Below are 13,353 nucleotides of genomic sequence, written 5' to 3'. Positions count from 1 at the left end.
CGAGAATGGTGCGGCTGCTTGCGATCCCCATCATCATCTTCTGGGCGCTGCTCGCCGTCACGACGAACACCTTCATCCCGAAGGTCGAGGACGTCGCCACGGAGCTGGCGGGGCCGGAGATCCCGAGCTATGCGCCGTCACAGTTGGCCCTGCTGCACATCGGGGACAAATTCAAGGAGTCGAACTCCACCAGCCTCACCATGGTCGTGCTGGAAGCCGACCACCCGCTCAACGAGCAGGACCACCAGTACTACAACGGGCTCGTGCAGCGGCTGAGACAGGACACCCAGCACGTGCAGTACGTGATGGATCTGTGGGGCAAGCCGATCACGGCGGCCGGCGCTCAAAGCATCGACGGCAAAGCCACCTATGTGCTGCTGCGCCTGGCCGGTAATGTCGGCCAGATTCAGGCCAACGAATCCGTCGAGGCCGTGCGGGACATCGTCAAGAATGCCCACGCGCCAACAGGTCTCACGGTTTACGTCAGTGGGTCGGCGCCGATGGCCTCGGACACTCTGTCCATCGCCAACTCGAGCCTGAACAACATCACCATCGTCACCGTCATCTTGATCTTCGTGATGTTGCTCCTGGTGTACCGGTCGCTGACCAACGTCGCCGTCCCGATGTACACCGTGCTGTTCGAAATTCTTATCGCCAAAGGTGTCGTCTCCACCCTGGGGCACTGGGGCATCATCCCGATGTCGTCCTTCGCGGTGAATATCGTTGTCTCCCTGACCCTTGGCGCGGGGACGGATTACGGAATCTTTCTGCTCGGGCGCTACCACGAGGCCAGGCAGCTCGGTGAATCCCGAGAAGACGCCTACTACACCGCCTTTCGCGGCGTCGCCCCGATCATCATCGGGTCTGGGCTGACGATCGCGGGCTCGTGCTTCTGTCTGACGTTTGCGCGCTTGGACTATTTCCACACCATGGGCCCGGCGGTCGCCATCAGCATGCTGTTCACCATCGCCGCCGCGCTGACACTCGCGCCTGCGCTGCTCACCTTGGGCACCCTGTTCGGGCTCTTCGACCCCAAGCAGGCCAGGCGTGGCCGACTGTACCGGCGGATCGGCGCCAGCGTGGTCCGGTGGCCGGTGCCGATACTCGCGGCCAGCACCGCGGTGGTGGCGCTCGGGGCGATATTCGTCCCGAGCTATCGGGTGAGCTACGACGACCGCGCCTACCAACCGGTCAGCGGCGCCGCCAACCAGGGCTTCACGGCCTCGGACCGGCACTTCCCGTCGAGCAAGCTGTTCACCGAGATGATGATGATCGAGTCCGATCACGACATGCGAAATTCGGCCGACTTCATCTCGCTGGACCGGGTGGCAAAGGGTCTGGTGCGGCTGCCAGGTGTCGCGATGGTGCAGAGCATTACCCGTCCGCTTGGCCGGCCGCTGGATCACGCAAACATCCCGTACCTGTTCACCGTGCAGGGCGGCGCCGCCGGTCAGCAGCTGCCCTTCAACCAACACGCCAACGACAACACCGATCAGCAGGCTCAAATCCAGGCTGACACCGTCACGACTCTGGGTAAGACGATCGACCTCACCCAGAAGTTGGCCGACGACCTGCACGCCACGGTGCTCACGCTGGAAAATCTGCAACAGGTCACTGACGAGATCAACGACGACATCTCGAACCTGGACGATTTCATCCGGCCGCTGAAGAACTATTTCTATTGGGAGCCACACTGTTACGACATCCCGATCTGCTTTGCGTTCCGATCGTTGTTCGACGGCCTCGACGGTATCGACGCCCTGGATGCACAGATTCACAACGCGGTCACCGACTTTCAGGCAGTCGACGCCCTCATGCCGCAGATGGTCGCGCAGCTGAAGATCACCCGGGACGAAACTCAGGCGCTACAGACGATCATCGTCAACAATTACGGTCCCGCGCATCTGCAGGCCACCCAAACTGACCAGACCTTCGACGACCAGATCAACGTCGGCAATGATTTCGACGCCTCGCGCAGTGACGACTACTTCTACATGCCGCGTGAAGCGTTCGACAACGAAGACGTGAAGACCGGTATGCAGCTGATGATGTCACCGGACGGCAAGGCCGCGAGGTTCGTCATCACCCACGAGGGCAATGCAATGGCGCCCGAAGGCATCGACCACGTGAACGCGTTTCCGGATGCCGTGAAGTCGGCGCTGAAAGAGACGTCGCTGGCCGGCGCGAAGATCTACACCGGTGGCGCGGCATCGAACAACAAGGACATCAAGGAGTACGCCGCCTCGGATCTCAAGATCGTGACGATCGCCGCCTTTGTGTTGATCTTCCTGATCATGCTCGTGCTGACTCGAAGCCTGATCGCCGCAATGGTGATACCGGGAACCGTGGCGTTTTCGTTCGCCGGCGCGTTCGGCCTGTCAACCCTGTTGTGGCAGCACCTGATTGGGCTGCCTCTGCACTGGCTCGTGCTGCCGATCACGTTCGTCATCCTGGTGGCGGTCGGTTCGGACTACAACCTGCTGCTGATCGCGAGGGTCCGGGAGGAGATCGGCATCGGATATCAGACCACCGGATTGCACACCGCGTTGATCCGGGCGCTCGGTAGCACCGGCGGGGTGGTGACATCAGCTGGCCTGGTGTTCGCCTTCACCATGCTCGCGATGCTCGCCAGTGACCTGAAAACCATTGCGCAAGTGGGTTCCACCGTCTGCATCGGCCTACTGCTGGATACGTTGATCGTGCGTTCGTTCATCGTGCCCTCGCTGATTCGCATCCTCGGACCGTGGTTCTGGTGGCCGGTGCTGGTTCGCGCGCGGCCGCTGCCACGGCGGACGCCGGCAGACTTCGCGGGGGTGACCCGGTGAACCTGAGCACGCACACCGCCGGCCTGGGCCTGTGGGGACTGCTGATGTTCGTGGCGCTCGGGTTCGAGGTGGTGTTCGCGACCCTGGCGTTCGTCTACATCCGGCGGCTACTGCGGTTGCGCACCCTGCCACTGAGCGACGACCTGAACGGCTATCAGAAGGCGCTGCGCAAGCTCCGCAAGAACGAGCCGATGTCACGAGACGAGTGGAACCTCGCCGAGCGAATCCTCGACATCCGCCGCTCGCCGCTGGCCTACTCGGTGCCCGCCGCATTCATGACCATCGGCATCTTCTACATCTTCGGCAGCCTGGAGTACCTCCACGGGCACACCCCGTCGGAGCGGACTTTCCTGGGCGTGATCCCGATGTTCACGTCCACCAATCTCATCATTCAGATGCGCAAGAGCGCGCGGCTCAAGAAGCGGCTCGCCAAGGCCACCGTCGTCGAGCCGGAGGATTCCTCACCAGCCGCGCTCGTGCCATTCGGCTAGGTGCGGACGCTCGGCGCCCAGCGTGGTGTCGTCGCCGTGCCCCGGATAGACGACGGTGTCGTCGCCGAAGCGGTCGAACACCTTGCTGGTCACGTCGCCGAGGAGTTGCTCGAACGCGCCGGGCTCCCAGGTCTTGCCGACCCCGCCCGGGAACAGGCAGTCACCGGTGAACAGATGGGTGGCGGTCTGCTCATCGGTGGGCCGCAGCGCCAGCGCCACCGAGCCTGGGGTGTGCCCCTGCAGGTGGATGACGTCGAAGACGAGTTCGCCGACGGTGATCGTGTCGCCGTCGGCCAGGTAGCGCTGCGGCGTCACCGGCAGCGGCTCGGCGTCCAACTCGTGGGCGGCGGTCGGGACGCCGGTCGCCTCGGCGAGGGCTTCGAGTGCCTGCCAGTGGTCCATGTGCTGGTGGCTGGTCACGATGAGCGTCAGCTTCGGGGCGTGCTTGCGCACCAGGTCGACCAGCAGCTCGGCGTCGTTGGCGGCGTCGATCAATAGACTGTCCCCAGAACGGGAACACGTCACCACGTATGTGTTGTTGTCCATCGGGCCCACCGACATTTTCACGATCGTTGCGCCGGGCAGTGTCCGGCGGGCGGCGGTCTGGGGTTCAACGTGTCCGGTGTAGGCGTCGTCGATGACTGTCATGGCCGCCACATTACTTGTCGGTGGGTCGACATAGCATGGGGAGCGGCGTCTTCTCGCCAACAAACCCGCAGGAAGGGGGGCCGGTGGCTGACCGGCTGATCGTCAAGGGCGCGCGTGAACACAACTTGCGCGGCATCGACTTGGACCTGCCTCGGGACAGTCTGATCGTCTTCACGGGACTGTCCGGATCGGGCAAGTCCTCGTTGGCGTTTGACACCATTTTCGCCGAGGGCCAGCGGCGGTACGTCGAGTCGCTGTCGGCGTATGCGCGCCAGTTCCTCGGGCAGATGGACAAGCCGGACGTCGACTTCATCGAAGGCCTCTCGCCGGCGGTGTCGATCGACCAGAAGTCGACCAACCGCAACCCACGCTCGACCGTCGGCACCATCACCGAGGTGTACGACTACCTGCGTTTGCTCTATGCCCGGGCCGGCACCCCACACTGCCCGGTGTGCGGTGAGCGCATCGCGCGCCAGACCCCGCAGCAGATCGTCGACCAGGTGCTGGCGATGGACGAAGGTCTGCGGTTCCAGGTGCTGGCACCGGTGGTGCGCACACGCAAGGGCGAATTCGTCGACCTGTTCGACAAGCTCAACAGCCAGGGCTACAGCCGGGTCCGGGTCGACGGTGTCGTGCATTCGCTCACCGACCCGCCGAAGCTGAAGAAGCAGGAGAAGCACGACATCGAGGTCGTGGTCGACCGGCTCACTGTCAAGACCAGCGCCAAGCAGCGTCTCACCGATTCGGTCGAGACCGCGCTGAACCTGGCCGACGGCATCGTCGTGCTGGAGTTCGTCGACCGCGAAGACGACCACCCGCACCGAGAGCAGCGGTTCTCCGAGAAGCTGGCCTGCCCCAACGGCCACCCGCTGGCCGTCGACGACCTCGAGCCCCGGTCGTTCTCGTTCAACTCGCCCTACGGCGCCTGCCCGGAGTGCAGTGGTCTGGGCATCCGCAAGGAGGTCGACCCCGAGCTGGTCGTGCCCGATCCCGACCTGACGCTCGCCGAAGGTGCGGTGGCGCCGTGGGCGATGGGTCACACCGCCGAATACTTCACCCGGATGATGTCGGGCCTCGGCGAGGCGATGGGCTTCGACGTCAACACCCCGTGGCGCAAGCTTCCGGCCAAGGCACGCAGGGCGATTCTGGAGGGCTGCGACGAGCAGGTCCACGTCCGCTACAAGAACCGCTACGGCCGAACCCGTTCGTACTACGCCGAATTCGAAGGCGTGATGGCGTTTTTGCATCGGCGCATGGAGCAGACCGAATCCGAGCAGATGAAAGAGCGCTACGACGGGTTCATGCGCGACGTGCCGTGCCCGGAGTGCAATGGCACCCGGCTCAAGCCAGAGATCCTCGCGGTCACCCTGGCGGCGGGGGAGCACGGCGCGAAGTCGATCGCCGAAGTGTCCGAGCTGTCCATCGCCGATTGTTCGGAGTTCCTCAACGACCTCACCCTCGGCGCGCGTGAGTCGGCCATCGCCGGGCAGGTCCTCAAGGAGGTGCAGTCCCGGCTGGGCTTCCTGCTCGACGTCGGCCTGGACTACCTGTCGCTGTCCCGCGCGGCGGGCACGCTGTCGGGCGGTGAAGCGCAGCGCATCCGGCTCGCCACGCAGATCGGGTCAGGTCTGGTCGGTGTGCTCTATGTCCTCGACGAGCCATCGATCGGTCTGCACCAGCGCGACAACCGCCGCCTCATCGAAACCCTCACGCGGCTAAGGGATCTGGGCAACACACTGATCGTCGTCGAGCACGACGAAGACACCATCGCGCACTCCGACTGGGTGGTGGACATCGGCCCGGCAGCCGGCGAGCACGGTGGTCAGGTTGTGCACAGCGGGCCGTATGCCGACCTGTTGCGTAACCCGGACTCCATCACCGGCGCCTATCTGTCGGGCAAGCAGAGCATCGACGTTCCTGCGATCCGCCGGCCGATCGACCAACGCAAGCTCACCGTGATCGGTGCGCGAGAACACAACCTGCGCGATATCGACGTCGCGTTTCCGCTCGGTGTGCTGACCTCGGTGACCGGAGTTTCCGGTTCGGGCAAGTCCACCCTGGTCAACGACATCCTGGCGTCGGTGCTGGCCAACAAGCTCAACGGCGCCCGCCAGGTGCCCGGCCGGCACACCCGGATCAACGGGCTCGAGCATGTCGACAAGCTGGTCCGGGTCGACCAGTCACCGATCGGGCGCACCCCTCGCTCGAACCCGGCCACCTACACCGGCGTCTTCGACAAGATCCGCACCTTGTTCGCCGCGACCACCGAGGCCAAGGTCCGCGGCTATCAGCCCGGCCGGTTCTCGTTCAACGTCAAAGGTGGCCGCTGCGAAGCATGTTCGGGCGACGGCACCATCAAGATCGAGATGAACTTCCTGCCCGACGTGTACGTGCCGTGCGAGGTCTGCCACGGCGCCCGCTACAACCGCGAGACGCTCGAGGTGCACTACAAGGGCAAGACCATCTCCGAGGTGCTCGACCTGTCGATCGAGGATGCCGCCGAGTTCTTCGAGCCCATCTCCTCGATCCATCGGTATCTCAAGACGCTCGTCGACGTTGGCCTCGGGTACGTGCGGCTGGGGCAGCCGGCGCCGACGCTGTCCGGTGGTGAAGCGCAGCGCGTGAAGCTGGCCGCCGAACTGCAGAAGCGCTCGACCGGCCGCACGGTCTACATTCTGGACGAACCGACGACGGGTCTGCATTTCGAGGACATCCGCAAGTTGCTCAAGGTCATCAACGGCCTTGTCGACAAGGGCAATTCGGTGATCGTCATCGAACACAACCTCGACGTCATCAAAACCTCGGACTGGATCATCGACATGGGTCCCGAGGGCGGATCCGGCGGTGGCACGGTCGTCGCGCAGGGCACGCCCGAAGATGTGGCGGCAGCGCCGAGCAGCTACACCGGCAAGTTCCTCGCCGACGTACTGCCCGCGGCCCCGGCACCCAAGCGGGCGACGCGGCGGCGCAAGGTCAGCTAGCCCTGCACCGTCGGCCGGATGGTGATGTCACCGATCTCGACGTCACGCGGCTGCTCGATCGCGAACGCGATCGCCCGGGCGACGGCGTCGGCCGGCAGACCGAAGCTCTCCATCGCCGCGCGTGCCTGTGCCCGCGCCTCGGGGTCTGAGATCGACGAGTCCAGTTCGGTATTGACGTAGCCCGGGGAGATCGACGTGGTGCGGATGACGCCATCGGTGGATTCCTGGCGCAACGCTTCCAGAAGCGTGCGCACGGCGTTCTTGGTGGCGGCGTACACGCCCATCTCCGGCACGATCTTGAGTCCGGCGGTCGACACGACGGTGACGAAATCGCCGTGACCTTGCCTGCGGAAGACGGGCAGCGCCGCGGCGATGCCGTGCAGCACTCCGCGAAGGTTGACGTCGATCATGGCGTCCCAGCCATCGACATCGAGATCGACCGTCGGCCCGATTCTGGCGACCCCGGCGTTGCCGACGAAGACGTCCAGGCGGCCGAACTCATCGACGGCAGCCGAAACCAGCCGCTCGACGTCGACCCGGTGGGTGACGTCGGTCGGGACGGTGATCGCGGTCCCGCCGGCATCGCGGATCTCCCCGGCGAGTTGGCCGAGCCGCTCCTCGCGGCGGGCGCCGAGCACAACGCTGGCACCCCGCTGCGCCAGCAGTCGCGCTGTCGCGGCACCGATCCCGCTACTGGCGCCGGTAATCGCGACGATCTTGCCGGTCAGGACTGATCCGACTTGTGCATCGACTCGCGGATCTCCTCGAGGCGCTCGGCAGCCGCCTTCTGGCGTGCGTCGTACTGTTCCTCGACTGTGCGACCTTCCGGTGTCTCGGCGGCCAATTCGGCTGAGCCGAGCGCAGTTCCGTACCGCGTCTCGATCTTTTCCTGCACCGACTCGAAGGTCGGCACCCCGGAGTCGTTGTAGCCGGAGTCCAGTGGTGGTTGGGCAACGGGTTCGTCGGGCATGACGCTCACCGTACTCCGGGCGGCCTTCCTGCGGCGGCGATCGTCACCGGGCCGGGCCGGGGGGCCGGCGGACCCGGCAGCGCGATCGGCGGGACACCCGGAGTCCCGATCTGACCGGCCAGCCAGGGCAATGCGGCGGCGAAGGCGCGTGCGGCGAACGGCCAGTCGTGCTTGCCGGGTTGCGCCACCACCGAGCAGTTGATGCCGTTGGCGGTGCCCAATCCGCACAGCGTATTGGCCGCCTCGGTCTGGTCGCCGGGATTGCGGGCGGCGTCCCGCCCGCCCAGGCCGCTGGCACCGGCGTCGATCGCGCTGGGGGCAGCGCGCTGAGCCGATGGCGCGCCCGAAATGGCGAACCACCCCGATACGTTCTGATACGGGCCGTGTTTGGTGATGACGGTGGCCGGGTCGAAACTCGCGTACGCGGCGGCGTTGCCCCCGAACAGCCGGGAGATCGTCTGCGTCTTGGTGCCGGAGTTGGGCGCCAGATCACCGGCGATGTCCTCGAACGTGCTGAACATGTCCGGATGCATGGTGGCCAGGTCCACGGCGCAGGTTCCGCCCATCGACCAGCCGACCAAGCCCCAATTCGCCCGGTCGGCGCTGACACCGAAGTTCGAAAGCATGAACGGCACAACATCTTTGGTGAGATGGTCGGCGGCGTTGCCGCGCGGACCGTTGACGCACTCGGTGTCGTTGTTGAACGCCCCGCCCGAGTCGACGAACACAAAAACCGGCGCGTTGCCGTGATGCGCGGCCGCGAAGTCGTCGATCGTCTTGATCGCATTGCCCGCCCGCAACCAGTCGGCGGGTGTGTTGAACTCTCCGCCGATCATCATGACCGTCGGTAGTTTCGGCGGTGGGTTGGTGGCGTAGTACGCCGGTGGCAGGTAGACCCATTCGTCACGATGCGCGAAATGCGATGCGTCCGACGGGATCATCACCGTCACGACCGTGCCTTTGGCGGGAATGGCGTGCTGCTGCACCATCGCGGTGACGGTGGCGCGGTCGGTCTGATCCGGTAGCGGGCCCGCGGTCAGCTGGTTCCACGCGGTTTGAACGGTGGGGAAGTAGCCCACCCAGAGGTTGAGCATCAACGCCGTCGCCAGCGCGCACAACGGCACCGCCAACACCGACACGCCCCGGCGCCACCAGCGGGCGCCGCGCCAACCGACGATCGCGACCACGGCGGCCAGGCCCGTGGCGGCCGTCCACACCCACAGCTGGTGCGGGGCCGGGTCGCCGGCCAGGCCGTCGTCGGAGATGCTCCACTGGGCGAACCACGCGGCCGCGATGCCGACGGTCGCCGCGAGCGGCAGCCAGATCAGCCGCCAGCGCCGCGTCCGCCAGCCGACAGCCAACAGCAGAACGAGGCCGGCCAGGATCTGCACCGTCAGCGGCAACCATCCGTGCATCAACGAAATGTGTTGGTGATCAGCCTCGGTCACGTTCTCATGGTGCCGACGTTTCCTGGCGGGTCGCTGTGAATCGACTGCGGCTGGCTAACGCGGCTTGGCGAGCGGGAACGGCAGTGTCTCCCGGATGCTGTGTCCGGTGATCAGCATGACCACCCGGTCGACGCCGACGCCCAGGCCACCGGTCGGCGGCATCGCGTATTCCATCGCCTGCAGGAAGTCCTCGTCGAGTTCCATCGCTTCGGCATCACCACCGGCGGCCAGCAGGGACTGCTCCTGCAGGCGGCGCCGCTGTTCGACCGGATCGGTGAGCTCGCTGTAGGCGGTGCCCAACTCGACACCCCACGCCACCAGGTCCCAGCGTTCGGCGACCCCCGGCTTGCTGCGGTGCGGCCGGGTCAGCGGGGACACCGACGTCGGGAAGTCGGTGTAGAACGTCGGCGCCTCGGTGGCGTCCTCCACCAATCGTTCGTAGAGCTCCAACACCACCGCGCCGGCGTCCCAGTGAGTCAGGTACGGGATCTTCGCGGCGTGGCACAGCCGTCGCAGGGTGGCCAGATCGCTGTGGGCGTCGATCTGTTCGCCGAGGGCTTCGGAGACGGCGTCGTGGACGGTCTTGACCACCCATTCCCCGGAGATGTCCACCGGCTCGAGCTTGTCGGGGGCGTCCGCGCGGGGCCGCATGACCACCGCGGAGCCGTTGGCGGCGATCGCGGCGTTCTGGATCAGCTCACGGCAGCCGTCGATCCACACCCGGTAGTCCGCGTGCGCCTGGTAGGCCTCCAGCAGGGTGAACTCCGGGTTGTGGCTGAAGTCGACGCCTTCGTTGCGAAACGCCCGCCCCAACTCGAAGACTCGCTCGACACCGCCCACGCACAATCGCTTGAGGTACAGCTCGGGGGCGATACGCAGGTACAGGTCCAGGTCGTAGGCATTGATGTGGGTCTTGAACGGCCGGGCATTGGCGCCACCGTGGATCTGCTGCAGGATCGGTGTCTCGACTTCCAGAAAGCCCTTGTCGAACAGGGTGTTCCGGATTGAGTGCAGGACATTGCTGCGCGCGCGGATCAGGTCGCGGGCTTCGGGGTTGATGGTGAGGTCGACGTAGCGGGCGCGCACCCGGGCCTCGGGGTCCTGCAGGCCCTTCCACTTGTCGGGCAAGGGGCGCAAGCACTTTCCGAGCATGCGCCACTGCTGGACCAGGACCGAGCGGGTGCCGTTCTTGCTGAAGCCCATGTGGCCGGTCACCTCGACGAGGTCACCGAGGTCGACGGCGGCGAAGTCTTCGGTCGCACCGTCGAGCGTGGACTTGTCCAACAGCAGCTGTACATCGCCTGACCAGTCGCGCAACTGCGCGAACACCACGCCGCCGTAGTCGCGGGCGCGCAGAATGCGTCCCGCGACGCTGAGCGTGACGTCGTCGGCCTCGTCCAGCGCTTGGGCGATCGTGTGAGTGGGCGGCTGGCCGACCGGGTAGGCGTCGATCCCGTTGCGCTGCAACGTCTTCAGCTTCGCCATCCGCACCCGGACCTGGTCCGGAAGTCGATCGCGCTGCCCGGTTTCGGGGTCGCGGGCGGGTTCGTCGGCGGCGTCGGGGGCGGTGCCGTCGGCGTGCAGCCGTCCGGAGGCGGCGAGGTCCTGGGGGACCGACGAGTAGTGGCCGGTGTGCTGCTTGGTGCGCCGGGAGAACGGCAGCACCAGGAAACCTTCGGCGATGACGGATGCGACGCCGACCCGCGGGATCAGCCGGGCGTCCTCATAGCAGGCGTAGCGCGGCACCCAATGCGGTTGGTACTTCATGTTGGAGCGGTACAGGGTCTCCAGCTGCCACCACTTGGAGAAGAACACCAGCACGGCGCGCCACAGCCGGGCCACCGGGCCGGCACCGAGCTGGGCGCCCTGCTCGAAGGCTGCCCGGAACATCGCGAAGTTCAGCGAAACCCGGCTGACGCCAAGGTCTTCGGCGTTCTGCAGCAGTTCGGTGACCATCAGCTCGATGGTCCCGTTGGGGGACTGCGGTGAGCGACGCATCAGGTCCAGCGACAGTCCGTTGGTGCCCCACGGCACCAGTGACAGCATCGCCACGACGTCGTTCTCGTCGTGGACGGCCTCCACCAGCAGGCAGTCACCATCGGCACGGTCACCGAGTCGGCCCAGCGCCATCGAGAAGCCGCGTTCGGTCTCGGTGTCGCGCCAGGCGTCGGCGCGCGCGATCACGGCGGCCATCTCGTCGGAGGAAAAGTCACGGTGCCGTCGGAACCGCACCGTCAGCCCGGCGCGACGGGCCCGGGTCACGGCCTGGCGCACGGCCCGCATATCGGATCCGGACAGGTGGAACTGGTCCGGGTAGAGGATCGCCTCATCGCCGAGCTGCAGGGCGTTGAGGCCGGCCTCGCGGAATGCTTGCGCAGCTGTGGAACTGGCGCCCATCACGCCCGGTGCCCAGCCGTACTCCTGGCACAGCGACAGCCACGCCGCGATCGCCTGCGGCCAGGCCCGTGGGTCGCCAATCGGGTCGCCGCTGGCCAGGCAGACCCCGACCTCAACGCGGTAGGTCACGGCGGCGCGCCCGTTGGCGGCGAAGACCACGGACTTGTCGCGGCGGGTGGCGAAGTACCCGAGCGAGTCGTTCTTGCCGTACGCCTGTAGCAGTCCGCGGATCGCGGATTCGTCCTCACCGGTCAGGGCGTTTTCGGCACGCTGGGATTGGAACAACACGATCGCGGCCACCATCAGCGCGACCGCGCCGAACAGGCCGAGCAGCGCGTTGACGAAGGTGTGCGGATGACCGGTGAAGGATTCGGAGCCCGCGCCGGCGAACGCGCTGACCCGGTTGAGCGCGTAGAGGAACCGGTCTTCACGGGCCAGCGTGCCGGGGAAGAATTCGAGCAGCGCCCAGCCGATCGCGGTGCCGACGGCCAGGCCGGCCACCAGCGTTGCGGCGGCCTTGAGCAGGGCGCCGCGACGCACCCTGGCCCAGAATTCTTTGTAGGCCAGCACCAGGGCGACGGCGGCGGCGACGTGGAAAGTCAGGCCGATGACTTCGCCGGCGTCCACGGCCGCTGACTCGTCGCCGGTCACCAGATCGGTGATGTTCCAGACCGACGCGGCCAGCATGTAGAAGACGAGGATCCACCACGCGATGCGTTTGCGCGCCGCGAGTGCGGCGGCCAGCAGAACGAGGACGAAGGCCCACGCGAAGCTGGTGTCGGGGAAGTTGAACAGGTAGCTGTTGATGAACTCCCGCGGTATGCGGATGGCGTGCCGCAGGATCGTCGACACACTCGACAACAGCGACAGCGTCGCGATGACGCCGATGATCCAACCTGCTGCGGCGGGCACCCAGCGGAACCGTGACGTTGGCCGACTCGTGGTGACGGTCATAGTGCCGCGAGGATATTACTTCGACATGCGAAATGTCTGTGGTGCGCTACCAGACAGGACCCGTATATTTTTCGCCCGGCCCGCTGCCCGGTTCGTCCGGGGCCGCACTGGCTTCCCGGAACGCCAACTGCAGGCTCTTCAGTCCGTCGCGGACGGGGCCCGCGTGCGGGCCGAGGTATTCCGCCGAGGCGGTCACCAGACCGGCCAGCGCGGTGATCAGCCGGCGGGCCTCGTCGAGGTCGCGATGTTCGCTGGCGTCGGGATCGGGGGACGACAGTCCGATTTTCTCGGCCGCAGCGCTCATCAGCATGACCGCGGCGCGGGTGATGACCTCAACGGCGGGAATATCGGCGAGGTCGCGGATGTCATTGGAGTCCGTCATGCCTGCTAGACTGGCATGCACGACCGTCCCGGCGTACGCCAGGGACAGCAAGTGGAGTCCCACTCCCACCGTCGGCCACGGATGTTTCCGCAGGTACAACGGTCCGGTCGCAGGTACCGCAAGGGTATCTGTTCTGCGGTTTCGCAGGCGGCGTCAGCCGTGATCGGTCGGCACTGGGCCCTGCTACATGCAGGGCCTTCTCGCTGATGGCGTGGTTTCTCCCCGGCTGTTCCCCAGTGTGAACGTCGCGGTGGTCT

At 66.1% G+C, this 13,353-nt stretch carries 9 protein-coding genes; 3 read left to right on the top strand and 6 right to left on the bottom strand.

Going from position 1 to position 13,353, the window contains the following annotated elements; genetic code table 11:
• The first annotated feature begins 5 nt into the window (after positions 1-5).
• The gene (locus tag K0O64_RS17265; RefSeq protein WP_164520206.1) at positions 6-2,825 is read left to right on the top strand and encodes an MMPL/RND family transporter; all 2,820 of its coding nucleotides are present in this window, start codon (positions 6-8) and stop codon (positions 2,823-2,825) included.
• Positions 2,822-3,316, top strand: coding sequence for a hypothetical protein (locus tag K0O64_RS17260; RefSeq protein ID WP_225933476.1), 495 nt, complete (start codon positions 2,822-2,824; stop codon positions 3,314-3,316). The genes K0O64_RS17265 and K0O64_RS17260 overlap by 4 nt, the downstream gene beginning before the upstream one ends.
• Here the strand turns inward: K0O64_RS17260 and K0O64_RS17255 are convergent.
• Complete coding sequence (locus K0O64_RS17255; RefSeq protein WP_096311642.1) at positions 3,287-3,964, bottom strand: MBL fold metallo-hydrolase; 678 nt, start codon at positions 3,962-3,964, stop codon at positions 3,287-3,289. The two genes, K0O64_RS17260 and K0O64_RS17255, sit on opposite strands and share 30 nt — an antisense overlap.
• A gap of 83 nt (positions 3,965-4,047) precedes the next feature.
• On the opposite strand from K0O64_RS17255, the gene uvrA reads away from it, so the two are divergent.
• Entirely contained in the window at positions 4,048-6,945 is a 2,898-nt protein-coding gene (gene uvrA / locus K0O64_RS17250; protein ID WP_096311641.1) for an excinuclease ABC subunit UvrA, read from the top strand.
• Here the strand turns inward: uvrA and K0O64_RS17245 are convergent.
• The 5 genes from K0O64_RS17245 to K0O64_RS17225 form a co-directional block, all read right to left on the bottom strand.
• Positions 6,942-7,673 (bottom strand): SDR family oxidoreductase, encoded by a 732-nt coding sequence (locus K0O64_RS17245; RefSeq protein WP_096311640.1) that lies wholly within the window; start codon positions 7,671-7,673, stop codon positions 6,942-6,944. The two genes, uvrA and K0O64_RS17245, sit on opposite strands and share 4 nt — an antisense overlap.
• The gene (locus K0O64_RS17240) at positions 7,670-7,915 is read right to left on the bottom strand and encodes a PspA/IM30 family protein (RefSeq protein WP_096312896.1); all 246 of its coding nucleotides are present in this window, start codon (positions 7,913-7,915) and stop codon (positions 7,670-7,672) included. The genes K0O64_RS17245 and K0O64_RS17240 overlap by 4 nt, the downstream gene beginning before the upstream one ends.
• A gap of 5 nt (positions 7,916-7,920) precedes the next feature.
• Positions 7,921-9,330: an alpha/beta hydrolase gene (locus tag K0O64_RS17235; protein ID WP_096312895.1), complete on the bottom strand. Its 1,410-nt coding sequence runs from the start codon at positions 9,328-9,330 to the stop codon at positions 7,921-7,923.
• A gap of 87 nt (positions 9,331-9,417) precedes the next feature.
• A complete protein-coding gene (lysX, locus tag K0O64_RS17230) occupies positions 9,418-12,714 on the bottom strand; it encodes a bifunctional lysylphosphatidylglycerol synthetase/lysine--tRNA ligase LysX (RefSeq protein WP_220045608.1) in 3,297 nt (1,098 codons plus the stop codon).
• Positions 12,715-12,760: 46 nt separating this feature from the next.
• On the bottom strand, positions 12,761-13,096 hold the full coding sequence (locus K0O64_RS17225) for a DUF1844 domain-containing protein (RefSeq protein ID WP_071949770.1): 336 nt from the start codon (positions 13,094-13,096) through the stop codon (positions 12,761-12,763).
• Positions 13,097-13,353 lie beyond the last annotated feature (257 nt).

This window comes from Mycolicibacterium pallens (assembly GCF_019456675.1).
Taxonomy (GTDB): Bacteria; Actinomycetota; Actinomycetes; order Mycobacteriales; family Mycobacteriaceae; genus Mycobacterium; species Mycobacterium crocinum.
This window is presented reverse-complemented; position numbering and strand designations above follow the sequence as displayed.